The organism is Streptomyces daghestanicus, assembly GCF_020521275.1.
Classification (GTDB): Bacteria; Actinomycetota; Actinomycetes; order Streptomycetales; family Streptomycetaceae; genus Streptomyces; species Streptomyces griseoviridis.
On sequence record NZ_BNDX01000002.1, the window covers coordinates 1,310,060 to 1,335,621 of the forward strand.

The 25,562-nt window shown below is 72.3% G+C and carries 26 protein-coding genes and 3 pseudogenes; 13 read left to right on the plus strand and 16 right to left on the minus strand.

Going from position 1 to position 25,562, the window contains the following annotated elements:
• Window positions 1-341: 341 nt before the first annotated feature.
• On the plus strand, window positions 342-566 hold the full coding sequence (locus Sdagh_RS05745) for a hypothetical protein (RefSeq protein WP_190078480.1): 225 nt from the start codon (window positions 342-344) through the stop codon (window positions 564-566).
• Between the two features lie 119 nt (window positions 567-685).
• On the opposite strand, the gene Sdagh_RS05750 is transcribed toward Sdagh_RS05745, so the two are convergent.
• The 4 genes and pseudogenes from Sdagh_RS05750 to Sdagh_RS05765 all read right to left on the minus strand — a co-directional run.
• Window positions 686-991, minus strand: coding sequence for a putative quinol monooxygenase (locus tag Sdagh_RS05750; protein WP_190078479.1), 306 nt, complete (start codon window positions 989-991; stop codon window positions 686-688).
• Window positions 992-1,087: 96 nt separating this feature from the next.
• Window positions 1,088-1,807: a ferredoxin reductase gene (locus Sdagh_RS05755; protein WP_190010950.1), complete on the minus strand. Its 720-nt coding sequence runs from the start codon at window positions 1,805-1,807 to the stop codon at window positions 1,088-1,090.
• A 52-nt stretch (window positions 1,808-1,859) separates the two neighbouring features.
• Entirely contained in the window at window positions 1,860-2,465 is a 606-nt protein-coding gene (locus tag Sdagh_RS05760; RefSeq protein WP_190010897.1) for a sulfite oxidase-like oxidoreductase, read from the minus strand.
• 176 nt (window positions 2,466-2,641) lie between these two features.
• Window positions 2,642-3,091, minus strand: a pseudogene (locus tag Sdagh_RS05765) (MarR family winged helix-turn-helix transcriptional regulator); the annotation flags it as partial.
• Window positions 3,092-3,345: 254 nt separating this feature from the next.
• On the opposite strand from Sdagh_RS05765, the gene Sdagh_RS05770 reads away from it, so the two are divergent.
• The 5 genes from Sdagh_RS05770 to Sdagh_RS05790 all read left to right on the plus strand — a co-directional run bounded on the left by Sdagh_RS05770 (window position 3,346) and on the right by Sdagh_RS05790 (window position 8,420).
• Window positions 3,346-4,164, plus strand: coding sequence for a putative protein N(5)-glutamine methyltransferase (locus Sdagh_RS05770; RefSeq protein ID WP_189420683.1), 819 nt, complete (start codon window positions 3,346-3,348; stop codon window positions 4,162-4,164).
• Between the two features lie 163 nt (window positions 4,165-4,327).
• Window positions 4,328-5,218 (plus strand): hypothetical protein, encoded by an 891-nt coding sequence (locus Sdagh_RS05775; protein WP_190078496.1) that lies wholly within the window; start codon window positions 4,328-4,330, stop codon window positions 5,216-5,218.
• Window positions 5,219-5,349: 131 nt separating this feature from the next.
• Window positions 5,350-5,721, plus strand: coding sequence for a hypothetical protein (locus Sdagh_RS05780; protein ID WP_189420681.1), 372 nt, complete (start codon window positions 5,350-5,352; stop codon window positions 5,719-5,721).
• A 103-nt stretch (window positions 5,722-5,824) separates the two neighbouring features.
• Complete coding sequence (locus Sdagh_RS05785) at window positions 5,825-7,840, plus strand: NADPH-dependent 2,4-dienoyl-CoA reductase (protein WP_190078477.1); 2,016 nt, start codon at window positions 5,825-5,827, stop codon at window positions 7,838-7,840.
• A gap of 31 nt (window positions 7,841-7,871) precedes the next feature.
• Window positions 7,872-8,420, plus strand: coding sequence for a PadR family transcriptional regulator (locus Sdagh_RS05790; RefSeq protein WP_189420676.1), 549 nt, complete (start codon window positions 7,872-7,874; stop codon window positions 8,418-8,420).
• On the opposite strand, the gene Sdagh_RS05795 is transcribed toward Sdagh_RS05790, so the two are convergent.
• Complete coding sequence (locus Sdagh_RS05795; protein WP_190078476.1) at window positions 8,421-8,972, minus strand: hypothetical protein; 552 nt, start codon at window positions 8,970-8,972, stop codon at window positions 8,421-8,423.
• A gap of 160 nt (window positions 8,973-9,132) precedes the next feature.
• The gene (locus tag Sdagh_RS05800) at window positions 9,133-10,095 is read right to left on the minus strand and encodes a fibronectin type III domain-containing protein (protein ID WP_190078495.1); all 963 of its coding nucleotides are present in this window, start codon (window positions 10,093-10,095) and stop codon (window positions 9,133-9,135) included.
• A 410-nt stretch (window positions 10,096-10,505) separates the two neighbouring features.
• On the opposite strand from Sdagh_RS05800, the gene Sdagh_RS05805 reads away from it, so the two are divergent.
• Window positions 10,506-11,243 (plus strand): glycoside hydrolase family 75 protein, encoded by a 738-nt coding sequence (locus Sdagh_RS05805; protein ID WP_190078494.1) that lies wholly within the window; start codon window positions 10,506-10,508, stop codon window positions 11,241-11,243.
• 7 nt (window positions 11,244-11,250) lie between these two features.
• Here the strand turns inward: Sdagh_RS05805 and Sdagh_RS05810 are convergent, their stop codons facing one another.
• Window positions 11,251-12,003, minus strand: a complete 753-nt coding sequence (locus tag Sdagh_RS05810) for an SDR family NAD(P)-dependent oxidoreductase (protein WP_189420672.1) — start codon at window positions 12,001-12,003, stop codon at window positions 11,251-11,253.
• A 136-nt stretch (window positions 12,004-12,139) separates the two neighbouring features.
• On the opposite strand from Sdagh_RS05810, the gene Sdagh_RS05815 reads away from it, so the two are divergent.
• Entirely contained in the window at window positions 12,140-12,796 is a 657-nt protein-coding gene (locus Sdagh_RS05815; protein WP_190010902.1) for a TetR/AcrR family transcriptional regulator, read from the plus strand.
• A 34-nt stretch (window positions 12,797-12,830) separates the two neighbouring features.
• Here Sdagh_RS05815 and Sdagh_RS05820 read toward each other — a convergent pair whose 3' ends face one another.
• From Sdagh_RS05820 to Sdagh_RS05845, 6 genes are all read right to left on the minus strand, one after another.
• Window positions 12,831-13,241 carry a PTS sugar transporter subunit IIA domain-containing protein gene (locus tag Sdagh_RS05820; protein WP_189420668.1) on the minus strand — a complete coding sequence of 137 codons (411 nt, stop codon included), beginning with the start codon at window positions 13,239-13,241 and terminating at the stop codon, window positions 12,831-12,833.
• Window positions 13,234-13,833: a dihydroxyacetone kinase subunit DhaL gene (gene dhaL, locus Sdagh_RS05825; RefSeq protein ID WP_189420666.1), complete on the minus strand. Its 600-nt coding sequence runs from the start codon at window positions 13,831-13,833 to the stop codon at window positions 13,234-13,236. The genes Sdagh_RS05820 and dhaL overlap by 8 nt, the downstream gene beginning before the upstream one ends.
• 47 nt (window positions 13,834-13,880) lie before the next feature.
• Window positions 13,881-14,873, minus strand: a complete 993-nt coding sequence (gene dhaK / locus Sdagh_RS05830) for a dihydroxyacetone kinase subunit DhaK (protein WP_189420664.1) — start codon at window positions 14,871-14,873, stop codon at window positions 13,881-13,883.
• 1,246 nt (window positions 14,874-16,119) lie between these two features.
• On the minus strand, window positions 16,120-16,518 hold the full coding sequence (locus Sdagh_RS05835; protein ID WP_226534733.1) for a hypothetical protein: 399 nt from the start codon (window positions 16,516-16,518) through the stop codon (window positions 16,120-16,122).
• On the minus strand, window positions 16,461-16,877 hold the full coding sequence (locus tag Sdagh_RS36835; RefSeq protein ID WP_226534628.1) for a protein kinase domain-containing protein: 417 nt from the start codon (window positions 16,875-16,877) through the stop codon (window positions 16,461-16,463). Before Sdagh_RS36835 ends, Sdagh_RS05835 begins: the two co-directional genes overlap by 58 nt.
• 441 nt (window positions 16,878-17,318) lie before the next feature.
• Window positions 17,319-18,191 carry an LLM class flavin-dependent oxidoreductase gene (locus tag Sdagh_RS05845; protein WP_226534720.1) on the minus strand — a complete coding sequence of 291 codons (873 nt, stop codon included), beginning with the start codon at window positions 18,189-18,191 and terminating at the stop codon, window positions 17,319-17,321.
• Between the two features lie 82 nt (window positions 18,192-18,273).
• On the opposite strand from Sdagh_RS05845, the gene Sdagh_RS36840 reads away from it, so the two are divergent.
• Entirely contained in the window at window positions 18,274-18,555 is a 282-nt protein-coding gene (locus Sdagh_RS36840) for an HU family DNA-binding protein (protein WP_372478413.1), read from the plus strand.
• On the opposite strand, the pseudogene Sdagh_RS05855 reads toward Sdagh_RS36840, so the two are convergent.
• Together Sdagh_RS05855 and Sdagh_RS05860 are read right to left on the minus strand one after the other, a co-directional pair.
• A pseudogene (locus Sdagh_RS05855) lies at window positions 18,528-18,719 on the minus strand (transposase); the annotation flags it as partial. The gene Sdagh_RS36840 and the pseudogene Sdagh_RS05855 sit on opposite strands and share 28 nt — an antisense overlap.
• A gap of 565 nt (window positions 18,720-19,284) precedes the next feature.
• Window positions 19,285-19,674: a MerR family transcriptional regulator gene (locus Sdagh_RS05860; RefSeq protein ID WP_190078682.1), complete on the minus strand. Its 390-nt coding sequence runs from the start codon at window positions 19,672-19,674 to the stop codon at window positions 19,285-19,287.
• Window positions 19,675-19,845: 171 nt separating this feature from the next.
• On the opposite strand from Sdagh_RS05860, the gene Sdagh_RS05865 reads away from it, so the two are divergent.
• The 3 genes and pseudogenes from Sdagh_RS05865 (at window position 19,846) to obgE (ending at window position 23,276) form a co-directional block, all read left to right on the plus strand.
• The gene (locus Sdagh_RS05865) at window positions 19,846-20,337 is read left to right on the plus strand and encodes a flavin reductase family protein (RefSeq protein ID WP_226534630.1); all 492 of its coding nucleotides are present in this window, start codon (window positions 19,846-19,848) and stop codon (window positions 20,335-20,337) included.
• 13 nt (window positions 20,338-20,350) lie between these two features.
• On the plus strand, window positions 20,351-21,691 hold the full coding sequence (locus Sdagh_RS05870; protein ID WP_190078683.1) for an NtaA/DmoA family FMN-dependent monooxygenase: 1,341 nt from the start codon (window positions 20,351-20,353) through the stop codon (window positions 21,689-21,691).
• Between the two features lie 160 nt (window positions 21,692-21,851).
• Window positions 21,852-23,276, plus strand: a pseudogene (gene obgE, locus Sdagh_RS05875) (GTPase ObgE).
• 1 nt (window position 23,277) lies between these two features.
• Here the strand turns inward: obgE and Sdagh_RS36845 are convergent.
• The gene (locus Sdagh_RS36845; RefSeq protein WP_372478414.1) at window positions 23,278-23,850 is read right to left on the minus strand and encodes a transposase; all 573 of its coding nucleotides are present in this window, start codon (window positions 23,848-23,850) and stop codon (window positions 23,278-23,280) included.
• 880 nt (window positions 23,851-24,730) lie between these two features.
• Here Sdagh_RS36845 and Sdagh_RS05890 point away from each other — a divergent pair.
• A complete protein-coding gene (locus Sdagh_RS05890) occupies window positions 24,731-25,549 on the plus strand; it encodes an IS5 family transposase (RefSeq protein ID WP_190078684.1) in 819 nt (272 codons plus the stop codon).
• Window positions 25,550-25,562: the final 13 nt, after the last annotated feature.

Here is a 25,562-nt window from a genome sequence, read left to right on the forward strand (position 1 = left end):
CGGCGGAACTCTCTCGGTCGTGCGCCCCCCCGGGTGGCGCGGACCACGCGGACCACGACCCTCCCGGTTCCGGTGGGCCCGACGCCGTCGCGGAAACACGGCGGGCGACGGAGCCGCCCCCGTCACGTCCCGGGCCGTCGTGCGGGAAGCACTCCGGACCGGTCTCACCGGCCGTGGTGAAGCACAGCCGCAGGGCGGCCCGGTCGGGGGCGCCGGTCACCGCCGTGAAGCGGAAGACGCCGGTGTCCTCGGTGCTGTCGACGACGGCTCCGCGCGGCCGGGCGCCGGGGACCGACAGCCCCAGGACGTCCCCGGCCCTCGCATGCCAGATCGTGCCCCCCGTGGCGGCGCACACGCTGCTGTACCGGATCGCCACACCCGCTCCGGCACGGGTGCGGCGCGCGAATCCCGGCGCGTCGGCCCGGCCGGGCAGCCCACAAGACGACCGGGCCGGGATCCAAGCCGCCCACGCGCGCTCCCGGAGCGAGGCGGCCACCGACGTCCCGGACGGCACGACGTACTGCCCGCTGTTCTCCAGCCACAGCGCGGGACTGGCGTCGGCCTGACCGTCCGGCCCCGAACGCCCGCCGGCTCCGCCGTCTCCCCGCGTACGGAGCCGGCGGCGTCCTCACCTTTCCACGCCCCCCACGGCGCAGCCGTCTCCCGCCGGCTCGACCGGTGATCGTCAGTCGCCGGCGCCGAGACCGCCGGCCACCACCAGTTCGCGACCGGTGAACTCGCCGGTGAGCATGGGCATGGCGGCAGCGACCGCTTCCTTGGCCTCGGGCGACCGCGGGGACGCGTCGTGGTGGTCCTTCGATTCCCGGACCTCCGTGACCACGATCGTGTCCGGGTCGCCGACGGCCGGGCCCACCACGCAGCTGCCACAGCCGAGTTCGCGGAGACCGCCCGCTCCGGAGAGCGGGATCGCGACCACGTCGGCGCGCTTGCCGGGCCGGGCCTTCAACGAACCGATGTGGCCATACGCCATGTCACGCCGCCTTCGTCGCGGTCGCCGCTGTCCGGCACCATCATGGCCGCCCCTCGGACGACGCGACCGGCAGACCGCAGCGACCCGGGGGCGTGATCAGCCGAAGCGCTCCACCCTGATGCGGTCGACGGGCTGCCCGGCCGCCACCAGCAGCCGCGTGGCGTGCTCGGCGAAGGAGTTGGACCCGCACACGTACGCCTCCCAGCCGCCGGGCGGACGCTCGGCCAGCAGCGGAGCCAGGTGCGCGGCCGACAGCCGGCCCACCGGGGTCCCCGCCGGGGCGTTCCGGGTGAACACCCGCGTCGTCTCCGCGCCGTACTCCCGCGCGTACAGCAGGTCCTCGGGGCCGCGCGCCGACACCACCAGGCGCAGCGGCACCGACAGGCCCCGCGCCCGGTGGTACCGGACCATCGACATCAGCGGTACGACGCCGGAACCGGCGCCGACCAGCAGCGCGGGCCGGTCGCCCGGCCAGGCGAAGAAACCGCTCAGCGGCCCCCGCACCTCCACCCGGTCGCCGGGCCGGGCCACCGTGTGGAACCAGCCGGACACCTCGCCGTCCGCGACCCGGTCCAGGGTCAGCTCGATGTGCCCGGAGCCGTCGGGCGCGGAGGCCAGGGAGTAGTGACGCTGGGCCGTGTACCCGTCCTCGGCGGTCAGCCGGAGCAGCAGGTGCTGGCCGGGCAGGTGCCCCGCCCAGCCGGGCACGGCGAAGCGGAAGGTGGCCGCGCGCGGCGTCTCCGGGCGGATCTCGGTCAGCGTCGCGGTCTGCCAGCGGGCCGCGACCTGCTCGTCCACGGCGATCCGGCCCGGCACGGCGAACCGCGTGCGCGGCGGGAAACCCGCGCCCGCCCGGGGCAGTGTCGTCTCAGTCACCGGCGTACCTCTGTTCCTCCCACGGGTTGCCGCGCGGATGGTAGCCGTTGCGCTCCCAGAAGCCCGGCTCCTCGTGGTCGAGCAGTTCCAGGCCCGCCACCCACTTCACGCTCTTCCAGAAGTACAGGTGCGGCACGATCAGCCGGGCCGGGCCGCCGTGCTCCGGGGCGAGCGGCCGGCCGTCGGACGACCAGACGATCCAGGCCCGCCCGCCGGTCAGGTCCGCCAGCGGCAGGCCGGCCGTGTAACCGGTGTGGGAGTGGGCCAGGGCGTGCGTGGCGGACGGCAGCGGGCCCGCCGCCGCCAGGAAGGAGTCCAGGGACACGCCCTCGAACCGCGTCCCGAACTTCGACCAGCCGGTGACGCAGTGGATGTCCCCCTCGTACGCCGACCCCGGCAGCGCGTGGGCCTGCTCCCACGTCCAGGTGCGGGGCTCGGCCACCAGGCCGCCGACGCGGAAGGACCAGTCGGCGGCGGCCAGGCCGGGGGTGACCTCGGCGGAGAGCACGGGCCAGTCGTCGCGCGCGTCGTACTGGCCGGGCGGCAGCCCCGGACGGACGGTGCGGGCGCGTCCGGTGAAGCCTCGGGTGACGTTCATGCGGTGGTGCCTTTCGGACCGCCCGTGGCGGGCGGCGTGCGAACCGGGTCGGAGTCCTCCACCGTACGTGCTCCGCAGTCCGTCGCCGCACGTGGCCCGGGTTCCCCCGCCGCCGGGCGGGCCCCGGCGTCCGCGCCCGCCCGCGCTCCCGCGCCCTGCTCCGGTGTCTCCCGGTGGTCGTTGTACCGCGCCAGGTAGGTGGCGAACCGTACGAGGTCGTCCTCAGGCCAGCCCGCGAGCCGCTCCCGGAACGCCGCGCGCCGGCTCTCGGTGACCTGCGCGAGGATGCGCCGCCCCGCCTCCGTCAGGTGCAGCACCTGCACCCGGGCGTCGTCCGGGTCGGGGCGCCGCTCGATCAGGCCGGCCCGCTCCAGGGCGCTCACCTGGCGGCTGACGGTGGACTTGTCCAGCGCGTAGTGCGCGGCCAGGTCGGTGGCCCGGCAGCCGTCCCGTTCCTCCAGGTGCCCGAGCAGGGTGTACGACACCAGGGAGAGTTCGGGGTGCATCCGGCCCGCCGAGGCACGCGCCCGCCGGGCGAAGGCCGTCAGCTCGCGGTGGATGACCTCCTCGGCCGCGCCCGCCCCGCGGACGACGGCCGGCTCCTCGGGCCTGCCGGGTGCTGTCACGGGGACCTCCTCCACCTACTTGGTTGCATCATACAACTTAATGGCCCGAGCGGGACCGCCGGAGGACCCCTGCGGGCCGGACCCCTGGGGTAGGGTGACCGGCGGCCGCGGAACGTCCCGGCCGCACGTGATGCGAGGAGGTGGGACCCATCACCGCTGTGTCGGCACGGGCGTTCCTCTTCTCCGGCCCCCGGACATCCTCCGGCGGATGACCGCGAGAGCGCCCTTCGGTTCCCGAAAGGCCCTCGACCTCCATGACCTCACCGTCCCCCGCCTTCCCCGGCTCCTCCTCTCCCGCCTCCCGTGACCGGGTCGTGGCCGCGCTGCGCGCCGCGGGCTGCGTCTTCGCCGAGGACGAGGCGGAGCTGATCCTCTCCACCGCCCGCACGCCCGCCGAGGCCGCCGCCCTGGTGGACCTGCGCGTCACCGGCCTGCCCCTCGAACTCGTCCTCGGCTGGGCCGAGTTCCGCGGGCTGCGGATAGCCGTCGAACCCGGCGTCTTCGTCCCCCGCCGCCGTACCGAGTTCCTCGTGGAACAGGCCCTGGCGCACGCCCCGGACGCCGCCGTCGTCGTCGACCTGTGCTGCGGCTCCGGCGCGGTCGGCGCCGCCCTGGCCGCCGCGCTGGACGGGGCCGAGGTGCACGCCGCCGACATCGACCCGGCCGCGGTGCGCTGCGCCCGCCGCAACCTCGCCGCGGCGGGCGGCCGGGTCCACGCGGGCGACCTGTTCGAGGCGCTGCCCGGCGCGCTGCGCGGACGCGTGGACCTCCTCACCGCCAACGTGCCCTACGTGCCCACCGGCGAAGTCCCCCTGCTGCCCGCCGAGGCCCGCGACCACGAGCCGAGGCTCGCCCTCGACGGCGGCGCGGACGGCCTGGACGTCCTGCGCCGGGTCGCCGGGGAGGCGGGGCGCTGGCTCGCCCCCGGCGGCTGCCTCCTGACCGAGACCAGTGAACGCCAGGCCCCCGCCGCCCTCGACGTCCTCACCCGCGCCGGCCTGCGCGCCCGGCTCGCGGTGTCGGAGGAGCGGTACGCGCACGTGGTGACGGGGGTCCGGGTCCAGGTCGCGTAGCCGGACGTTCACCGACTCGTGGGGTGCGCGGCGCGGGCTTGGTCTGTACATGCCCTGCCGGGCCGCGCCAGACTGTGCGCCGAGCGTCCCTCCGGCCTCCGCCGCCCCGTGCCCCCCACCGAGGAGCCCCATGCCCCGGCAACCGCGCCGCCGTCCCCTGCCCCTGCCCCGCGACGTACGGCAACGTTGTCGGACGTACCTCTCCGGGGTCGCCGCCCTCGCCCTCGCGGCGGCCGCCGCCCTCGCCGCCGCCCCGTCCGCGACGGCCGCCGCCACCGCCGACACCTGGACCGAGGCGGGCTCCGACCGGGCCGACCCGCTCACCGAGAGCCAGGGGCTGGCCTCCGTCGAGGTCCCCGCGAACAGCCCCAACCGCTACACCGGCATCGGCACCGTCCCGCTCTCCCTGTCCACCCGGGGCTGGAACCACGTCGGCGACCCCGACGCCTCCTACGACGGCCACTACATCGAGCCGTACCAGCGTGACGACGGCGGCGCGAAGATGTACCGCGTGCAGGCGCCGGACGGCACGTGGTCGGAGTACGTCCACACGCTGGACGCGGGCGAGGCGCTGAACAACTCCTGGGCGGCCGTCTCCCCGGACGGCCAGTGGATGCTGTCGGGCGAGTGGGGCACGATGGACCGCCTGCTGGTCTTCCCCACCCCCGGCGTCAACCCCGCCACCTCGCCCTCCGCCGACCTCCCCCAGGCCGCCACCGTCCGCCTGGACCGCCCCGTCCGCGACGTCCAGGGCTGCGACTTCGTCACCGCGACCCGGCTGCTGTGCTCCTCCGACGACCCCGCGGGCACCCTCTTCGGCGTCACCAAGCCGCTCCTCCAGGTCGACCTCTCCGCCGCCCCGACCGGCGCCGCCGACGTCACCGGCCGGGTCACCGCCCTGCGCCAGCTCCCCCTGCGCAGCGGCTGCTCGGGCAGCTTCGAGGCCGAGGGCATCGACTACGACCGGCGCACCGGCACCCTGCGCGTCATCGTCGTCTCGCCGGGTTTCTGCGTGCTGACCGACAGCAAGACGTACCGCTTCACCCGCGGCTGAGCCGCCGCGCGCCACCCCGGGCGGCGCGCGGTAGTGCTCCGCCCGGGGTGGTGCTTTTCTTGGTGGGTGAGGGGGGCGCGGTTCCGCGGAGCGCCCGCGGGCCGCGGCACGGCCCGAGAGGAGCGATCACCATGGACGCCGAGCGAACCCACCCGGAATCCGTCTCGGTGGAGCTGAGCGGATGCAGCAAGGAAGACGCCCGGACCGTCTTCGACACCCTGTGCGCGTGCTTCACGTCCGACCGGTGCGCGGACGACGTCCCCCGGGACTGCCACGAGGTGCGGCCCACCGTGTGGCTCGGGACCTTCGAGGTCTCCGACGACCGGCACGGCACCCACCGCCCGTCCCGGCTGGGCGCCCCCGTCGACGCCGACGTGCAGGGCGGCTACTGGGCGATCGACCGGTTCCGCACCACCCTCGACTCCCTGTTCGCCGTGCGCGACCTCAGCACGGCCTCGGGGGACCAGGAGCGGGAACTGCACGTCCGCCTCGGCAACCGCTGACACCGGTCCGGCCCTCCACGCCCGCCCCCGCTTTATGCAACTAGTTGCAAAAAGGGGCGGGCGTCCTCTACAACAGAGGCACGTCACCGCGCACGGAGGGCCCATGAGCCGTTACCCCCATCTGCTGAGCCCGCTCGACCTGGGTTTCACCACGCTGCCCAACCGCGTCCTCATGGGGTCCATGCACGTCGGCCTCGAGGAGGCCGAGCGCGGCTTCGAGCGGATGGCCGCCTTCTACGCGGCCCGCGCCCGCGGCGGAGTGGGCCTGATCGTCACCGGCGGCATCGCCCCCAACGACGAGGGCCGCCCGTACGAGGGCGGCGCCAAGCTCACCACCGAGGCCGAGGCCGAACGGCACCGGACCGTCACCGACGCCGTGCACCGCGAGGGCGGCCGGATCGCCCTGCAGATCCTGCACTTCGGCCGGTACGCCTACCACCGCGACCTGGTCGCGCCCAGCCCCCTCCAGGCCCCGATCAGCGCCCACGTTCCCCGCGAGCTGACCGACGCGGAGGTCGAGCGGACCATCGACGACTATGTCCGCACCGCCCGCCTCGCCCGCGCCGCCGGGTACGACGGCGTCGAGATCATGGGCTCCGAGGGATATCTGATCAACGAGTTCATCGTCACGCGCACCAACCACCGCACCGACCGCTGGGGCGGCCCCTACGAGAACCGGATGCGCTTCCCCGTGGAGATCGTCCGCCGGGTGCGCGAGGCCGTCGGCGCGGACTTCATCGTGATCTACCGCCTCTCCATGCTGGACCTGGTACCCGACGGCTCCACCCTGGACGAGGTGATCACCCTCGCCCGGGCGGTCGAGGCCGCCGGCGCCACGATCATCAACACCGGCATCGGCTGGCACGAGGCCCGCGTCCCCACCATCGCCACCTCGGTGCCGCGCGGCGCCTACACCTGGGTGACGAGGCGGCTGATGGGCGAGGTGTCCGTGCCGCTGGTCACCACCAACCGCGTCAACACCCCCGACCTGGCCGAACGGCTCCTCGCCGAGGGCACCGCCGACATGGTGTCGATGGCCCGCCCGATGCTCGCGGACCCCGACTTCGTCGCCAAGGCCGCGGCCGGCCGCCCCGAGGCGATCAACACCTGCATCGGCTGCAACCAGGCCTGCCTCGACCACACCTTCAGCGGCCGGATCACCTCCTGCCTGGTCAACCCGCGCGCCTGCCACGAGACGGAACTCGTCCTCGCCCCGACCCGGCGCGTCAAGCGGGTCGCCGTCGTCGGCGCCGGACCGGCCGGCCTCGCCTGCGCGGTGAGCGCCGCCGAACGCGGCCACCACGTCACCCTGTTCGACGCCGCCCCCGAGATCGGCGGCCAGCTCAACGTCGCCCGGCGGGTCCCCGGCAAGCAGGAGTTCGACGAGACGGTGCGCTACTTCCGCACCCGCCTCGCCGACGAGGGCGTGGACGTCCGCCTGAACACCCTCGTCACCGCCGCCGACCTCGACGGCTACGACGAGACGGTGGTCGCCACCGGCGTCACCCCGCGCGTCCCCGACCTCCCCGGTACCGGCCACCCGAGCGTCGTCGGCTACCTGGACGTCCTGTACGGCGGCGCCCCCGTCGGCGACCGCGTCGCGATCCTCGGCGCCGGCGGCATCGGCTTCGACGTCGCCGCCTTCCTCACCGACGCAGGCGACAAGGCGCACGAGGACCCGGAGACGTACTTCCGGCACTGGGGCGTCGACACCGCCTACCAAGCCGCCGGCGGCCTCACCGCCCCCGAGCGCCCGGCCCCGCCCCGCACCGTCCACCTGCTCCAGCGCCGCACCACCAAGGTGGGCGCCGGGCTCGGGAAGACCACCGGCTGGATCCACCGCGCCGAGCTGAAGCACCGCGGCGTCACCATGGTCCCGGGAGCGCGCTACGACCGGATCGACGACGCCGGGCTGCACCTCACCGTCGGCGGCGAGCGCACCGTCCTGGAGGTCGACACCGTCGTCCTGTGCACCGGCCAGGAGCCCCGCCGGGATGTCTACGACGAGCTGATCGCCGCCGGCCGCCCCGCCCACCTCATCGGCGGCGCCGACGAGGCCGCCGAACTCGACGCCAAGCGCGCCATCGCCCAGGGCACCGAGCTGGCGGCGAGGCTGTAGGGCGTCCGGCCGCCGTCCCTAGGATGGGTCCATGTCACTCCCGCACGCGATCCTCACCGCCCTGCTCGAGAAGCCGTCGTCGGGACTGGAGCTGACCCGCCGCTTCGACCGGTCGATCGGCTACTTCTGGTCGGCGACGCACCAGCAGATCTACCGGGAGCTGGGCAAGCTGGAGGAGGCGGGACTGATCCGGGCACTGCCCGCCGGACAGCCCGCCCGCGGCCAGAAGAAGGCGTACGAGGTCCTGCCCGCCGGCCGCGCCGAACTGGCCCGCTGGACCGCCGCCGCGCAGGACCCCCGGCCGATGCGGGACACGATGCTGCTGCGGCTGCGGGCCGCCGCCGTGGTCGGCACCGAGGGGATCGAGGCCGACCTGCGCCGCCATCTGGAGCTGCACGAAGCCCAGTTGGCCGAGTACCGGGAGATCGAGCGGCGCGACTTCCCGCCCGGCCGGGACGGCGCCGAGGACCGGCTGCGGCACCTGGTGCTGCGGGCCGGCATCGACCTGGAGACCTTCTGGACCGAGTGGCTGCGGCACGCCCTGGCCGATTTCCCCGAGCTGCCGGACCCGGCCGCCTGATCAGAACCGGTACGGCTTGGAGCGGCGGCGCAGGAACCAGGCCGTCGCGATGACCCCGGACCCCACCAGCGCGCCGCCCACCACCAGGGTGGCCGTGCCGTAGTCCCTGACCGCTCCGCCGACGCCGCCCATGACCCCGCGGGACGGCGAGGCCGTCGCGGAGATGGTCGGCCGGTTCGTCGGCGTGGGGGCCGCGGACCGGGAGACGATCACGGTCTGGGTGCCGGCGGTGCTGTTGTTCGAGCACATGACGACGACGGTGTACGTGCCGGGGCTGACGCCGGACCACGCGGCCGTCTGGCTCGTGCTCGTACCGGAGAGGGCCACCTGGCGGCCCTGGGCGAAGGACGCCTGGCCGCTGGTGAGCAGGGAGGCCGTGCCCCAGGCGCCGTTGATCTGGGCGCAGGCGGCGGTGGTCACCGAGACGGTGGACCCGGTGGTGCTCACCGAGATCCCGGGGCCGGCGGCGGCCGGGCCGGCGGTCAGGGCGAGGGGCAGCGCGGCGGCTGCCACGATCGGGCCGGAGCGGAGAAGCGGCTGAGAGATGCGCATGTGACTGCCCTTTCGGCAGCACGGCCGGTGGCACATCCCTTGCGCCGCCGAATCAGGAAAGGCCCGTGCCGCCTCACGGGCAGCCAACAGGGCGGCGGACCGGCCCGCACGCGGGGCGCGGCCGGGCAGGTGACCGGCGGTGTGCCGCCCGCGCGGACCCTCACTTCCCGGTCGTCACCGTCCGCTCGGCCGACCAGCCGCCCCAGGTGCCGTCGGGCAGTCTGGCCCGCACCCGCACCCGGTGCGTGACCCCGGCCTCGCGGCCCGCGTAGAAGGTGTGCTCGGCCCGGTCGCGCGGGGCGTCACCGCCGAAGACCAGGGCGGTGGCCGGGCTGCCGTCGAGCTGCACCTGGTACTCGGTGATCACGCCGTCGGTGACCGGCGGGACCCAGCTGAGGTCGATGTGGTACGCCCCGTCGGCGCGGTGGGTGCCCGCGCGCAGCCCGGTGGGGGCGGTGGCCCGGCCGTCGTCGGCGCCCGGTGTGGTGATCCGGACGGCCCGGCCGGCGGGGGAGACGTTGCCGGCCGCGTCCCGGGCCCGGACCGTGAACGCGTAGTCCTGGCCGGGCCGCAGTCCCGTCACCACGGCCGCCGTCTGGTTCCCGCCCACGCTGTGGATCTTCGTGCCGCCCTGCTCGATGTCGTAGGAGACCACCTCGGTGCCGTCCGTCACCGCCGGCCCCGCCGACCAGGAGAGCTGGACCGCGCGGCTGCCGGCGGCCCGTCCCCGGACGCCGGAGGGCGGTGCGGGCGAGGTGCGGTCCTCGGCCGCCGCGGCCGGGGTGGTCGCCCGCGCCTCGCGGCTGGGCGGCCCGGTCCGGCCGTCCTCGTCGCGGGCGCGCACGGTGAAGGCGTACGCGGTCGACGGACGCAGCCGGGGGACGTCCACCATGCGCTCGGCGCCGGACACCTCCCGCACCTTCGTCCGCCCCCGGTACACCTCGTACGCCTCGGCCCCGGCGACCGTGTTCCACATCACGTGCACGCTGGTCGCGGTGCCGGCCTCGGCGGTGACCCCGGTCGGCGCCCCCGGCGGGGCCTCGCCCCCGCCAGCCGCGGCGGACCCCCAGCCGCAGGAGGCGGCCAGCGCGGAGCCGGCGCAGAGCAGCGCGGCGCGGCGCAGACGGCGGCGCGGGGACGGAGGCGGGGAAACGGCGGGAGCGGATACGTCTGGCACGGCGCTGCCTCCCGGACGGCCTGACGGCAATGGTCCGGACCAATATGGACCGGCTGACGCGATCACATCAAGAGGGCGGAGGGCGCACTCACCCGGAAGAGTTACGTATGCTGAGGTGCGTGACGGCCCAACTCCCCGGTCGACCGGGAGAGTTAGGCCGGTGGCGCGCAATGCTGTCGTCGCTGTGCCGCGCCGGCACGGGCGGCCCGAGCCGGTCGAGGCTCGGGCCGCCCGTCTCTTCGCCCGGGCCGGGCGTGCGCCGTCCGGCCCTCCTCCGGTGGCCGTCCGGCGGGCCGGGTCCCAGATTGGCCTGAGTGTCCGTCAGGTTCCGCCGAGGTCCCCTGGAGAGCCCCATGGTGCGTGTCCAGTCGCTCACGCTCGTCGCGGCGAGCGCCGCCCTGCTCGCCCCGGCCGCCCCGCCCGCCGCCCCGCCGCCGCCCGGACCGGGTGCCGGGTCGCCGGCGCGGACCGCCTTCGCGGAGGTCCGGGAGAAACCCGGCGACGACGCCGTCACCGCCGAGGGTCTGCTGGCCAGGGTGCGCGACTGCGACCCGGTCTCGTCCGCCCGGCACCGCGGCGACGCCGGGAAGCCGGCCGACGTGCCGGTGTGCCGGACGCCCGGCGCCGTCTTCTGGAAGGCCGACCTGGACATCGACTGCGACGGCCGGCCCGGACCCCGCTGCAACCGCCGCACGGATCCGGTCTTCACCGCGTCCACGGCCTTCGCGCAGTCCGACGGGCGGCCGCTGGACGCCGCCCGGCTGCCGTACATCGTCGTGCCCTCGCCGGGCCCCGCCTGGGACCACCGCGCGGACGGCGTCACCGGCGGGTCGGTGGCGGCCGTGATCCACCGGGACCGGGTGCGGTACGCGGTGGTCGGCGACATCGGCCCGCGCGGTGTCATCGGCGAGGGGTCCTACGCCTTGGCGGAGGAACTCGGCATCCGGCCCGACCCGCGCGGCGGCGGCGTGCCCTCCGGCGTCACGTACATCGTGTTCGACGGCGGCCGGGTGGACCCCGTGGAGGACCGCCGGGCCGCCGAGCGGGCCGGGGAGCGGCTGGCCCGCGACTTCCTGCGCGCGCCCGGTCCCTGACGGCCGGTCAGACGGCCGACCAGCCGTCGTCCACGGGCAGGATCGCCCCGTTGATGTTGCTCGCCGCGTCCGAGGCGAGGAACACGATGGCCGCGGCCTGTTCCTCGGGCCGCGACAGCCGGCCCATGTTGACGTGGTGCGCGCCGACCGTCGCCGGACCGCGCGCGCCCTGGTCGGCGTCGACCGCGATGGCGGTCGCCGTGCCGCCCGGGCAGATGGCGTTGGCCCGGATGCCCTGCCCCCGGTACATCACCGCGAGGGACTTGGTCAGCCCCACCACGCCGTGCTTGGACGCGGTGTAGGCGGCACCCGCGGCGCTGCCGCGCAGGGCGGCCTCGGAGGCGGTGTTCACGATGGCGCCCCTGCCCGCGGCCAGCATGTGCGGGAGCACGGCGCGGCTCAGCAGGAACGGCGCGGTGAGGTTGACCCGGATCACCCGCTCCCACTCGGCGTCGCTCACGTCGGCCAGCGCCGACATGCGGTCCATGATCCCGGCGTTGTTCACCAGGACGTCCACTCCGCCGAACCGTTCCACCGCCGTCGCCACGACCCGGTCCACGACCGCCTGGTCGCCCAGGTCGCCGGCGGCGGCCACCGCCGTGCCGCCGGCCTGCTCGATCTCCCGCACGACGGCCTCGGCGCGCGCGGCGTCGATGTCGGCCACCACCACCCGGTCCCCGCCCGCCGCGAAGGCCAGCGCCGCCGCCCGTCCGATACCCGATCCCGCTCCCGTGACGACGACACCGCGTCCGCCGGCCATGTGGTGCTCCTCCGCGCGTGATGAACAGGGGGCGTCGGACCGCCCCCCACCCGCACTCTACAACTTTGTGTCACTGGATGACAGAAAGTCGTGGGGGAGAATCCCCGTGCAGTGATCACCGGCGCCGGAGGAACACATGACCGCAGGCCGCGGACGGACGGGACGACCACCCCTGACCGAGGAGCGCAAGGCCGAGATCCGTCTGGAGATCGCCCGCGCCGCGGTGGGCCTCTTCGTCACCCAGGGCGTCGCCGCGACCACCGGCGAGCAGATCGGGGAGGCGGCCGGCGTCTCCGCGCGCACCGTGTGGCGCTACTTCCCGAGCAAGGAGAGCTGCGTACGGCCGCTGCTCACGGCCGGCATCGAACTGCTCGCCGCCGCGCTGCGTCGCTGGCCCCCCGGCCGGCCCCTGACGGAGGCCCTCGACTTCGACGAGGACCCCGCCACCGGCGACCGGCTCCTCGCCGGACCGGACGGCGCCGACGTGGGCGCGCTGGTACGGCTCACCCGTACCGAACCCGGACTGCGCGCCGTCTGGCTCCGGATGCACGACGAGGCGGAACCGGCCTTCGCCCGCGCCCTCGCCGACCGGGCCGGGCTGCCCCCCGACGACCTGCGGCCGGCCGTCCAGGCGGCGATGTTCAACGCGGCGCTGCGCGCGGCGGTCGAACACCACGCCTGGCACACCGCCGGCGCGGACCCCGGGGCCCCCGCCGACCCGGCGACGGCACGGGCCCGGCTGGCCACAGCGCTGCGCGAGGCCCTGACGGTCGCGGCGGCGGGGCTCGGCTGAGAACCCGGGGGAGAAGGCGCCGAGCCCCGGCGCCTCAAACTTTCCGGTAGGTGTACGCCTCGCCGGCCGCCGCCTCCACGGCCGCCAGGTCGGCCCCGGCCGCCGCCGTGACGACCGCGGCCACCGCCCCCTCCACGAACGGGGCGTCCACCAGGCGCGTGCCGGGCGGGAGTTCGTCCCCCTCGGCGAGCAGCGCCCGGACCGTCAGCACCGCGCTGCCGAGGTCGGCGAGGACCGCCACACCGGCGCCCCGGTCCACGGCCGCCGCGGCCCCCGCGACCAGCCCCGCGCTGGTGCCGAACCCGCCGTCCTCCGTGCCGCCGGCCACCGCGACCGGTACCGCGGCGCCGCCGCCCGCCAGGGCCTTCGCCAGGGCGGCCACCGAAGCGGCCACCTCCGCACTGTGCGACACCAGGACGATGCCGACCTGCCCGCCCTCACTCACCGGCCACCTCCGCGAGCGCGGCCACCAGCAGGGCGGCGGAGGCGGCACCGGGGTCCTGATGACCCACGCTGCGCTCCCCGAGGTAGCTGGCCCGTCCCTTGCGGGCCCGCAGCGGCGTCGTCGCCTCGGCACCCGCGAGGGCGGCGGACCGGGCGGCGGCGAAGGAGTCGCCGAGCGCGTCCACCGCCGGCGCCAGCGCGTCGATCATGGTCTTGTCGCCCGGCGCCGCACCGCCCAGCGCCCGGACCGCGTCCACCCCGACGCGCAGCGCGCCGGCGAACTGCTCCTCGCTCACCTCCGCGGCGTCCCCGAGGGCCTTACCCGTCCGGCGCAGCAGCATCCCGTACAGCGGTCCGGAGGCACCGCCCACGGTCGAGACCAGCCGGCGCCCGGCGAGCGTCAGCACCGCGCCGGGAGTGTCCGGGCTCTCCTCCTCCAGCGCGGCCCGCACGGCCGTGAAACCGCGCCGGAGGTTGCTGCCGTGGTCGGCGTCGCCGATCGGCGAGTCCAGTTCGGTGAGCCGGTCGGCCGCACGGTCGACCGACGCGGCCGCCGCGGTCATCCAGCGGCGGAAGAAATCGGCGTCGAGCACATCGCCTCCTTGCCTGGAAGGTACGGGACGGGTGGCCGGCCGGTCCGTCACATGCCCCACCTCAGCGCGGGCGTGCGCACCGGGGCGTCCCACAGCCGCAGCAGTTCCTCGTCGACCTGGCACAGGGTCACCGAGGCGCCCGCCATGTCGAGGGAGGTGACGTAGTTGCCGACGAGGACCCGGGCGACCGCCACGCCCCGCTCGGCGAGCACCCGCTGCACCTCGCCGTTGAAGCCGTACAGCTCCAGCAGCGGGGTCGCGCCCATGCCGTTGACCAGCACCAGGACCGGGTTGCGGGGCTCCAGGTCGGTCAGGACCGCGTCGACGGCGGCCTCGGCGATCTCCCCGGAGGTCATCATCGGCCGCCGCTCCCGGCCGGGCTCGCCGTGGATGCCGACGCCCAGCTCCAGCTCACCGGCCGGGAGGTCGAAGGTCGGGCTGCCCTTGGCCGGGGTGGTGCAGGCGCCCAGCGCGACACCGAAACTGCGGGACGCCCCGGCGACCTGCCGCGCGATCGCCTCCACCCGCTCCAGCGGCTGCCCCTCCTCCGCCGCGGCGCCCGCGATCTTCTCCACGAAGAGCGTGCCGCCCGTCCCGCGCCGCCCGGCCGTGTACAGGCTGTCCGTCACTGCCACGTCGTCCTCGACCAGCACCTTGGCGACCTGGATGCCCTCGTCCTCGGCCAGCTCGGCGGCCATGTCGAAGTTGAGCACGTCGCCGGTGTAGTTCTTCACCACGAACAGCACGCCCGCCCCGCTGTCCACGGCGGCCGCCGCCCGCACCATCTGGTCCGGCACGGGCGAGGTGAACACCTCCCCCGGACAGGCCGCCGCGAGCATCCCCGGCCCCACGAACCCCCCGTGCAGCGGCTCGTGCCCCGAACCGCCCCCGGACACCAGGGCGACCTTCCCGGGCACGGGGGCGTCCCGCCGTATGATCACCCGGTTCTCGACGTCCACGGTCAGCTCGGGATGAGCGGCGGCCATCCCCCGCAGCGCGTCCGCCACGACGGTCTCCGGGACGTTGATCAGCATCTTCACGGGTACCTCCTGGAATGGCTAGCAGGTCAGTCAGTGACCTGCGTCTGTGCTGGTCAGAGTGGGTGGGAGCGGGTTTCGATCTTGGTGCTCCGTGACGGCTTGGAGCGGGTTCTGGCGGTACTGATGCTGACTCACTGCTGACTTCGCTGACGGCTCGTCAGGTCCGTCGGACGGTCGGGTGCGGCGTGGTCGGGATCCCTGCTGTCGGCAGTATCGGCCTTGCGGCAGCGAAGGTCACGCGCGAGAACAGCATCGGCGCGCCCAGGTCCCGAAACGGCCTTGCCGGATGTTGGTGTCTTGTGGGCCTTGGCCAGCAGGTCGCTGGTTGAGCAGATGACCCCTGGTGGACTGTCCAAGCATGCTTGACGTGCGTGTGCGCCGTGGTCGGGGAACCGTTCAGGTGGTACTTCACTGGAAGAAGATCCGCACCCGGGCCCGTGCGTGGCCTTGATGCCGATGGCTTGGTCCCCGCCGCACCCGTGAACCACCTCCGCACGCGGACACGTCGTACAAGCGGTGCACCAGCGCTGCGACCATCCTGCCGAACCCCGTCTGCCCGACCCGGTTCAACTCCACCGTCACAAAACACCCCTACCTTCGCACCTTGCCCTTGGTGATCCCACCCAGCGCTGTACCACGCCTGCGAAACCCACCGGGGTCTTGGCAGCGCTGCTACCTGTCGGGCCAGGGCAGGTCCCCGTGTCACAGTGTCGCCTTCTGGTGTCGTGTAAGGAGGGTGATGAAGAAGTCCCCGTACCCGCCGAGCCTGAGTCGGCGGTTCTTGGCGACCGTCTCCCCCTACATGCGCGGCACCACGGTTTGCGTGACCCACCCCTTCTCGTCGGGCCGGTTCGGCCGGCCGCAGTGTTGAACCCGGTCGACCGAAGGACGATGCGGGAGTAATCCGGCGCCAGCAGCAGGAAGTCCATCCGCTGTCGTGGCAGCGTCTCGGACTGCCTGCCGCTCTCGCGTGTGCAGGGGTGTCTGGAGGCAGACCTGCGGGCTACGCAGACGGAATTCAGCGGGTGCATGCCGATGGCATGCACCACCTCGTCGGTGGCGGATTCCAGAGCGAAGTTCCTCTGTCCCCCGGCGCGGCGCGCATGGAGCCCGGGCAGGGGATATGGCGCCTCGACTGGTCCGCTGCTCTGGTCGACTGTGTCACGGGGGAGGCGAAGGGAGGGCCTCGTATGGTCGAATTCGCTCGACCGGGGCGAACCCGGCGCCAAGATCCACATCCTGCTCTTCAGTTCGCTCGCACTGCGCCGTTCCACCGGGCGAGACCTTCGAAAGCGTCTAGCGTACGAACATCGTAGGGGCCGAACAACTCCTGGCAGTCACGGGCGAGTCGGTCGTACAGAGCGGCTGCTCCGCGGGTGTCACCTGACTGGCCGGTGAGTTCGGCGTGTTCGGTGCGCCCTTCGATCAGAGGTTGATCGCCACGGTCGTGAAGGATTTCCAGTTCGAAGATACGCAAGTCCAGTGCCTCGATGTGCTGGGAGAGGCTGGTGCTACTGCCGGGCGTGTCGGGTACTTCGCAGCGTTCGACGGTGTCGTCTGTTGCGTCCAAAAGATGCGACAGTTCGATTACTGCACCTTCAGCCGCGCGGGCGTTCTTGGGACGGTCGGCTGGGTCCTTCGCCAAGGAAATCCGGACGAGGCTGTCGAACTGGCGCCGAGGCCTTCGCAGATCTGGCGTGTCCAGCGGACGGTGCGCTCGAGCGGAAGCTTAGGCCCGGTCCTGAGGTGCTCGGCGAGCGATTCTCCCTCGACATACTCCATGACGATGTAGACGTCGCCCTCGTGTTCGTCGCTGTCGTAGAGGTGGGCGACGCGTGAACTATTTATCCGAGCCATGGCACGGGCTTCCCGCTGGAACATTCTCGCGGTCGACTCGGCAAAATCCGTGGGGGCGCCCTGTTGCATGAGACGGCGGTGAGCGAGGAACTTCATGGCCACGATGCGGTCCAGCTTCGTGTCCTCAGCAATCCACACACCTCCCATGGCGCCACTGGTGGGCCCACCCCTTCGCCTGTAACGCCCACCGATCAGCGATGAAGTATTCACTACTCGCTCCTCCTGCTTGACCGGTCGCCTCGCCAGCGGTCAGTGCTGCTCGGAGTGCCCGCCCCAGCGGGTGAGGGCTTCCCGGTCCTGCGTGCCATCGTGCCATTCTGTGAAGAAGTCCTCCCGTTGCCGCAGTGCCCTTGCCAACGTTGCGACGGCGGCATGGCGCATTTGGTCACCCTGCTCACGCACGTGCCTCTTCCGTATAGAAACACCGCATACTTCTTATAAAGCCCATACGACAGCAATGAAGGTGAGACAAAGTCGCCGCCTACTGCCGACGAATCTCCGACTCAGATCACTAGGGCCGGGTCGTCCACGGCGAAGCCGGTCCGGAGCGAGAAGAGCCCGCTGACCTGCGTGTCGACGCACGGCGAGTCAGCGCCGGGCGGCCTCCAGGACCGCTTCCATCTGCCGCAGCGGCTCAGCGCCGACGAACCGGAGGACGACGGTGTCGGCGCCCGACTCCCGCAGCGCGTCGATCCGTGCCGCGGCCCCGGCGGCGTCGCCGGAGACGGTGAAGACCTCCTCCTGCGGGCGGCCCAGCCAGGCGCCGTGCCCCTCGGTGTGCGGGTGCAGGGTCCGTGCGACCTCCTCGGGGTCGTCGCCGACGCAGGCGAACGCGAACACGTTCAGCGTGTGGCCGTCACCCGCGCCGCCCTTGGCCAGCAGCGCCCGGATGTGCACCAGGTCCCGCGGGCCGTGGCCCTCGGCGATCAGCGTGCCGTCCGCGACCCGCCCGGACAGCTCCAGCGAGCGCGGCCGTACCACCCCCGCCACCAGCGGCGGCGGCTCGGCGGGCGGATGCACCAGCTCGATGCCGTCGATCCGCACCTCCCGTCCGTCCACCGTGACCCGTTCCCCGTGCAGCAGCGCCCGCACAGCGGTGATCGTCTCCTCCAGCAGGGCCAGCGGAGAGCGCGGCGCCACCCCGACCTGCTCCATCCACTCCCGGACGCCATGGCCGATCCCGGCCACCAGGCGGCCGGGGAACACCCTCGCCAGCGTGGCCAGTTCCATCGCCAGCAGGGCCGGGCTGCGCAACGGCGCGGGGGCGATCCCGATGCCCACCCGCAGCCGCTTGGTCGCGCCCAGCGCCACGGCCGCCGCCGACACCCCGCCGTTCCAGCGCAGGTCCTCCACCACCCACAGGTCGTCCGCGCCGAGCGCCTCGGCCCGCCGCGCGAAGGCGGGCAACTCCTCGGGCACCCAGTCGCGGTCGTACATCACACCGATCCGGAGATTCGTCATACGACGGAACCTATGTCCGGCCGAAGAGGTGATCAACGGCTTTGCCGGTACGGAGTCGGCTGCCGCCGAAGCCCTGGAAGCGGTGCTGGACACTCTGGTCCGGCGCGTCCTGGACGGTGACGCCGTCTCCGTGACCGAGTTCGGCAGGCTCCAGGCGGTCCACACCCCCGCGCGCCGGGCACGCAATCCGCAGACCGGTGAAGGAGTCCTGGTCCCCGCAGGCAGGCGGATCGTGTTCCGCCCGGGCACCGCGTTCACCGCGATGGCTCGCGGCGAGCGCCCCGTCCCTGAGGCCGGGCGCAGCGCCGTGCGGAGACTCCGAAGAGCGCGTAACGCCCAGCCCGTGTCGCGGGACCACAAATGACGCCAGGCAGCCCCGGTGGACACCTTCCACAAGATCCCGTTCACCACCTGGCGCCGGTCCCGCACAGACCGGCTCATCCGGTCCGGAGCCAGGACCGGAGCGATCAACGCCCCCGCCTCATCCGTCAGGCCAGCACGCGTGTCACCAACGTCCCGGGACAACACATCTAGGTCTGTTCGAATGAGTGGGCGGGGCCGCGTTACCGATACGTCGGCCCGGTCGAGCCGAAGGCAGTGGTCTGGTCTGGCAGTGGCGGGTGCCAGATCAGCTTGGTGGCTGGATTGCTGGGCGATTGGTGGTGGAACGGACGGAACTGTTCACCTTCCTGGTCGACACGGACGGGTTGCTTCGGCTGGTGCCGCGGCGAAGCGAGCACGAGGTCTGTGCCGACGGAGGCATGGTTCTGTGTGCCAGCGAGATCACCTTCGGGCGTAAAGGATGGACTGGCGGACCTGGGGCGCGGTCAGCGGCCGATCCGCCGGCTGCTGCCCGGACGTGGCCTTCTGGTCGGCAGTCGTCCGTGCTCTGGACCTATAGGGCGCGGGCGGCCCTCCGGTTTCGCCCGCGAGATGGTGTTCCGGTGATGTCCGGACTGCCAAAAGTTCAACATCGTGCACGAGGACGACTTCGTCTGTGATTCTGCCGCGGCGATCTCCCGGAAGCGTGGAACGTGGTGGATTCATTAGGTTCCGGCACCGATCGACCTCGGTCATGAAATCCGCAGGCGGCTCACCGTGCGCCCCTCGTATGCAGCACCTCTCCGGCGATGTCCATCGCCTCGATGTAACGGGTGAGTGCCTCGCGGTTCTGCTCCAGGAAAGCGATGCGCTCGGTCATTTTGTCGCGCTGCGCGACCAGCATCTCGCGCAGCGCCGGGTCCGGGTCGGTCACCACGATCTCCGGGCCCTGGTTGAGGCAGGGCAGCATGTCGCCGATGATGCGCGTAGGGATGCCCGCGTCGAGCAGCCCGCGGATCTTGTGTACGCGGTCGATCAGGTACTCGTCATACTCGCGGTACCCATTGTCGAGACGACGCGGTGTGATGAGCCCCTGCTCCTCGTAGTACCGGAGCATCCGAGTGGGGACTCCGGTCCTCTTGGACAATTCCCCGATACGCATGCCTCCTCCTCGTCGAGATGGTCGTCGATGCCACCGCGTCCGGCCTGCCGTGTATCTCAGGCACCCGTTCTCCGGGCCGTGGCCGTGGGCTGTTCCGGGTCGGTGGCGAGCGTCACTGTGACGGCTCCCATTTGACATTAACATGGGTGTGAAGGTTGGAGTCTGCGTCTCATGACGCAGACAACCACACCGTCCGTGACGCCGGCGGCGATGAGGCACACCCTCGCGGGCTTCGCGACGGGCCTGTCCGTCGTCGCCGCCGAGATCGAGGGACAGATCGTCGGCATGCCGGCCAACTCGCTCGCCTCGGTGTCGCTGGACCCCCCGCTTGTGTCCCTCGCGTTCGCACACACGTCGACGACCTGGCCCGTCCTGCGCCGCGCGCCGCGCTGGGGCATCAGTGTTCTTGGTGAAGCGCAGGAACAGGTGCTCCGGGACCTTCGGCGGCCCGCCGCTGAACGTTTCGGCGGTATCGAGATGCACATCGATGACGGTGCCGCGTTCGTCCCGGGCGCTCTCGCGACGATCACCGTCACTCTCCGCACCGCCATGGCGGCCGGTGACCACACGCTCGTGCTGCTCAAGGTGAAAGACCTGCACAGGGACGAGACACAGCGTCCGCTGGTGTTCTTCGGCAGCACGACCCACACGCTCTCCCACTGAAAGGAACGCCCGCATGGCAGGCAAGAAGATGATCCTCGGCATGGCACTGACCGACGGCTACGGCAACCTCGCCGGAGCCTGGCGCGCACCCCATGTCGACGCCGACAACTACGCCAGGATCGAGGCGAACATCCGCTACGCGCAGGCCGCCGAGCGCGGCGGATTCACGTTCCTGTTCACCCCGGACTTTCCCGCCGTACGCGGGGACGTCGAGCACTCGACGATCAGCAACATCATGGACCCGATGATGCAGTTGGCCGCCATCTCGCAGGCCACCTCCCGGATCGGCTTTGTCGCGACAGGTTCCACCACCTTCCAGGAGCCGTTCAACACCGCACGCCAGTTCAAGGCACTCGACGTGATGAGCCACGGCCGCGCCGGATGGAACGCCGTCACGACGAGCGATCCGGCCGTGTCGGCGAACTACGGCAGACCCGTCGTGGAGCGCGCCGTGCGCTACCAGCGCGCACATGAGTCGATCCAGGTCGTCGAGGCGCTGTGGGGCAGCTGGCAGGAGGACGCCTGGATCAAGGATCAGACCTCCGGCCGCTTCCTCGACGCCTCGAAGCTTCGGCCCATCAACCTGGAAGGCGAGTACGTCGCCTCCCGCGGGCCTCTCGCGATCCCGCCCTCGGAGCAGGGCCAGCCGGTGATCTTCACCTCCGGGGGGCCCAGCCCCCACCTGCTCCAACTCGCCGGCCGCTACGCGAGCGGCTTCATCGCCGAGGTGTGGACGATCGCGGAAGCCCGCGCACAGCGAGAGATGGTGCGCAACGCCGCGCGGGAGGCCGGACGCGACCCTGACGACATCAAGTACTTCGCGGGGCTGATGACGACGGTCGCCCCGACGGTGCGCGAGGGCCTCGACCGCCGCCTCGCCCTGGCCGGTGACGTCATCGAGGCCCGCCTGCCGCACCTCGGCGCGCTGCTGGGACTGCACATCGATCCGAAGCGCTACGACGAGCCCCTCACCCCGGACCAGCTGGCCGCCGCTTACGCGTCTCCGATGGATCCGCGTTCCGGGATCGCCTTGGACGTCGCGCGCGAGGGCTGGTCGCCCCGCGACATCCTCGCCCACGGGGTGATCGACTACCACCCGACCACGGTCGGCCCCGCAGAGGTGCACGCCGATCACCTGCAGGAGTGGTTCGAGGCGGGTGCGGCCGACGGGTTCTGGCTCTCCCCCGACATTTACGAGGACGGCGTCGACGCGTTCGTCGACGAGGTCGTGCCGATCCTGCGCGCACGCGGCATCTATCCCACCGAGTATCCCGGGACCACCTTGCGGGAGAACCTCGGCGTACCCAGGCAGTACGGCCCCGACCCCCGCGTCATGAAGACTACGTCGGGGTGACAACCGGCCACCGGGGTCCGTCTGCGGACTGGTTTTGTTCCGCTTCCGAGGGCGGATCTCAGCTTCCCGCTGACCGGGGAAGCGGTCCGTCCTCGGCGCGTTGCATCGAGACACATTCCAAGCATTCCCGTATTTCTCTGCAGTATCTGGAGGCTCCACCATGACGACCTTCGTGGACCGAGTCGAGCTGCATGTCTCGGCGGGCGAGGGAGGCCACGGCGTGGCCTCCCTGCACCGTGAGAAGTTCAAGCCGCTCGGCGGCCCCGACGGCGGCAACGGCGGACGCGGCGACGATGTCATCCTCGTCGTCGAGCAGGCTGTCACCACGCTGCTGGACTACCACCACCGCCCCCACCGCAAGGCCACGAACGGCCAGCCCGACGCCGGTGACAACCGGTCCGGCAAGGACGGCCAGGACCTCGTGCTCCCCGTTCCGGACGGCACCGTCGTCCTCGACAAGGCCGGGAATGTCCTCGCCGACCTGGTCGGTCAGGGCACCACCTTCGTCGCGGGCCAGGGCGGCCGCGGCGGCCTCGGCAACGCCGCGCTGGCCTTCGCCCGCCGAAAGGCGCCCGGCTTCGCGCTGCTCGGTGAGCCGGGGGAGAGCCGGGACATCGTCTTGGAGCTCAAGACCGTCGCCGACGTAGCCCTGTCGGCTACCCGAGCGCGGGCAAGTCCTCGCTGATCTCGGTGCCCTCCGCGGCGAAGCCGAAGATCGCGGACTACCCGTTCACAACCCTCGTGCCCAACCTGGGAGTCGTCACCGCGGGCTCCACCGTCTACACCATCGCCGATGTCCCTGGGCTCATTCCCGGCGCCAGCCAGGGCAAGGGCCTCGGCCTGGACTTCCTGCGCCACGTCGAACGCTGCTCCGTCCTGGTGCACGTCCTAGACACCGCGACGCTGGAACCGGACCGCGGCCCCCTCTCGGACCTCACCATGATCGAGGAGGAACTGCGGCTGTACGGCGGCCTGGAGGATCGCCCGCGCATCGTCGCCCTCAACAAGGTCGTCATCCCGGACGGCCAGGACCTCGCCGACATGATCCGCCCGGACCTGGAGGCACGCGACTACCGCGTCTTCGAGGTCTCGGCCCTCGCGCACAAGGGCCTCAACGAACTCTCGTACGCTGTCGCCGGGATCGTCTTCCGAGGCGCGGGCCGCCAAGCCGAAAGGGGGGTCGACCCGGATCGTCATCCGTCCCGAGGCCGTCGACGACGCCGGCTTCACGGTGACCGCGGAGGAGGACGGCATCTACCGCGTCCGCGGCGAAAAGCCCGAGCGCTGGATCCGCCGGACCGACTTCAACGACGACGAGGCCGTCGGCTACCTCGCCGACCGTCTCAACCGCCTCGGCGTCGAGGATGAGCTGCGCAAGGCGGGTGCCCAGGCCGGCGACGGCGTGGCCATCGGCGCCGAGGACAACGCGGTCGTCTTCGACTGGGTGCCGACCATGGCCGCAGGCGCGGAGATGCTGGGCCGACGCGGCAAGGACGACCGCTTGGAGGCACCGCGTCCCACCGCGGCACGGCGCCACGAGCGCGATGTCGCGCAGCGCGAGTACGACGAGTTCGCCCCCTTCTAGGCTAGAGGGCGTCTGAGAAGCCGGTCAGCGGGCTGGTCTTGCGAGGCGACGCACAAGGAGCATGACCATGGTGAGGTAGACGGCGTTCTCTGAACACGCGCTCGGGTACTCGTCGTCCTTCGACAGACGGCGGCACCGTCCCAGCCAGGCGAGCGTCCGCTCCACCACCCAATGCCGCGGGACCACCGGGAGGAGGGGCGCGGCCGGAGGCAGTGCCCCTGACTTCGCCCAGGGCGAGCGGAATCCGCCGTCGCGGCGCTGCACGACCTCGACGTTGATGCCGGTGGTCTCTCGCGCCCAAGCGTGAAAAGGCGACGCCGCGATAGCCCTCGTCCGCCCACACGTGCCGAAGCCGCGGGAAGGCGTCGGCGGCCCGGGAGAACAGCACTGCGGCGCCGTCGCGATCGCCGACGTTCGCCTTGCTCACGCAAGCGGTCAGCACGGTGCCGCGGGTGTCGACGACCAGGTGGCGCTCGATGCCGCTGATCTTCGAGCCGCCGTCGTACCCGCAGGCCACCGCGTTCACCGGTCCGCACGCTCTGGCTGTCCACGATGGCCGCGCTGGGAGCGGAATCCCGGCCGAGTCGCACCCGCTCGCGTTCGCGCAGCGCCGTCAGCATCCGCTCCCGCACACTTTCTTGCTGCCATCGCCGCCAGTAGTGGTAGGCCGTCTGCCACGGCGGCAGGTCACGCGGCAGCAGTCGCCAGGCGCGGCCGGCCCGCAGTCAGTACGCCAACACGTTCAGGATCTCGCGCCGCGCGTGTATCGCCGGCCGTCCACCGGACTTGACCGCCGGAACCAACGGATGAAGGACCTCCCACTCCGCATCGGACAGGTCCGTCGAGTAACGGGAACGCAGCCCGCACACCCCAACTCCCGAAAGTGCGCCACCGCCCCGCTATCAGACACATGGCCGCTGACCGGCTTTTCAGACGCCCTCTAGTGGATGTTCCGTCGGTGGGCCTCGTGCCGGATCCATGTGGCCAGCTTCTGCGCCCTGAGCGCCCGGTCCCGATGCTTCTCCGTCAGGTGGCGCGGCAGTGGGCTCGGCTCACCGTCGGACTCCATGAACAGAGCAGCCTTTGACGTCAGGGGCAACATGTCGGTACCGCTGTAGCAGTCGCTCGCTCCAGCTGATGCGATGTCCTGTCGGTGGGCAGCAGATGTCGGCGTGGGCCGCGTTGAAGAGCTGATGGCCCGCCTCGCCGCCGACATCGCTGTCGTGCGGTTCGCCGAGATAGCGCGAGATGAACTCGGCTGCGTTGACGCGGCCTATAGACATGAGTCCTCCCAGGCTCGCGTGCGGTCGATCCTCGACCGCGTAAGGCCCCGCGCCTGCATCGACGGTAGCCCAGGAAGCGAGATCTATCCGAGGTGCCTTCCCCTGAGCGCCGCGGTGTGACGCCGACCTTCAGACTGTGTCCTACGTGGTGAGGCGGACGTTGACCCGGGTATGGGGCGGGGAACCTGGAGTTGGGTTGTTCCGGATGGGCTGTGGGAGATCGCGAAGCCGCTGATCCCGCCGTCGAGGGTACGGCCGCAGGGTGGCGGGACCCAGGACACACCCGATGAGACGCTGTTCGCGGCGATCGTCCATGTCCTGGTGAGCGGTTGCGCCTGGCGCGCGTTGCCGCCGTGCTTCGGGATATCGAAGTCGACGGCTCACCGACGGTTCGTGATGTGGTCGAGAGCTGGCGTCTGGGGCCGGCTGCACGAGGCCGTACTGCACCGGCTGGACGATGCCGACCTCGTCGATGTCTCTCGCGTCGTGCTGGACACCGCGCACGTCCGCGCTAAAAAAAGGGGCGAACACACAGGTCCGAGCCCCGTGGACCGGGGCAGACCGGGTTCCAAGATGCACATCCTGTCGGACGCGAACGGACTGCCCCTCGTCGTCGGTGTCCCGGCCGGCAACGTCCACGACAGCGAAGGGCTGAAGCCTGGGGTCGAGGGCCACCAAACGCAACACGACCCCTACCGCGGACGGCACTTCAAGGCTAAGAAACTGCACGCGGACAAGGCGTACCATCTTCCCCACCTGCGGAAATGGCTTTGGGGCAAGCACATCGGCGTACGCATTGCCCGCAAGGGAATCGAGTCCAGCGAGCGACTGGGACGCCGCCGGTGGGTCAGCGAGCGCACCATGTCCTGGCTGTCCGGCTACCGCCGGCTCAGCCTCCGCTACGAGCGCAACCCCCGCAACTACCTGGCCTTCCTCGGCCTCGCCGCCGGCCTGTGCTGCTACAAACGACTCGTCCGCCTCACCACGTAGGACACGGTCTCAG

Coding starts and splice junctions, on each gene's coding strand:
- Sdagh_RS05870 (WP_190078683.1), top strand. CDS start 20,351: ATGGCAGGCAAGAAGATGATCCTCGGCATGGCACTGACCGACGGCTAC.
- Sdagh_RS05810 (WP_189420672.1), bottom strand. CDS start 12,003: ATGGCCGGCGGACGCGGTGTCGTCGTCACGGGAGCGGGATCGGGTATC.
- Sdagh_RS05865 (WP_226534630.1), top strand. CDS start 19,846: ATGACGCAGACAACCACACCGTCCGTGACGCCGGCGGCGATGAGGCAC.
- Sdagh_RS05845 (WP_226534720.1), bottom strand. CDS start 18,191: ATGACGAATCTCCGGATCGGTGTGATGTACGACCGCGACTGGGTGCCC.
- Sdagh_RS05760 (WP_190010897.1), bottom strand. CDS start 2,465: ATGAACGTCACCCGAGGCTTCACCGGACGCGCCCGCACCGTCCGTCCG.
- Sdagh_RS05770 (WP_189420683.1), top strand. CDS start 3,346: ATGACCTCACCGTCCCCCGCCTTCCCCGGCTCCTCCTCTCCCGCCTCC.
- Sdagh_RS05780 (WP_189420681.1), top strand. CDS start 5,350: ATGGACGCCGAGCGAACCCACCCGGAATCCGTCTCGGTGGAGCTGAGC.
- Sdagh_RS05785 (WP_190078477.1), top strand. CDS start 5,825: ATGAGCCGTTACCCCCATCTGCTGAGCCCGCTCGACCTGGGTTTCACC.
- Sdagh_RS36835 (WP_226534628.1), bottom strand. CDS start 16,877: ATGGGAGGTGTGTGGATTGCTGAGGACACGAAGCTGGACCGCATCGTG.
- Sdagh_RS05750 (WP_190078479.1), bottom strand. CDS start 991: ATGGCGTATGGCCACATCGGTTCGTTGAAGGCCCGGCCCGGCAAGCGC.
- Sdagh_RS05795 (WP_190078476.1), bottom strand. CDS start 8,972: ATGCGCATCTCTCAGCCGCTTCTCCGCTCCGGCCCGATCGTGGCAGCC.
- Sdagh_RS05890 (WP_190078684.1), top strand. CDS start 24,731: ATGGGGCGGGGAACCTGGAGTTGGGTTGTTCCGGATGGGCTGTGGGAG.
- Sdagh_RS05860 (WP_190078682.1), bottom strand. CDS start 19,674: ATGCGTATCGGGGAATTGTCCAAGAGGACCGGAGTCCCCACTCGGATG.
- Sdagh_RS05815 (WP_190010902.1), top strand. CDS start 12,140: ATGACCGCAGGCCGCGGACGGACGGGACGACCACCCCTGACCGAGGAG.
- Sdagh_RS05790 (WP_189420676.1), top strand. CDS start 7,872: ATGTCACTCCCGCACGCGATCCTCACCGCCCTGCTCGAGAAGCCGTCG.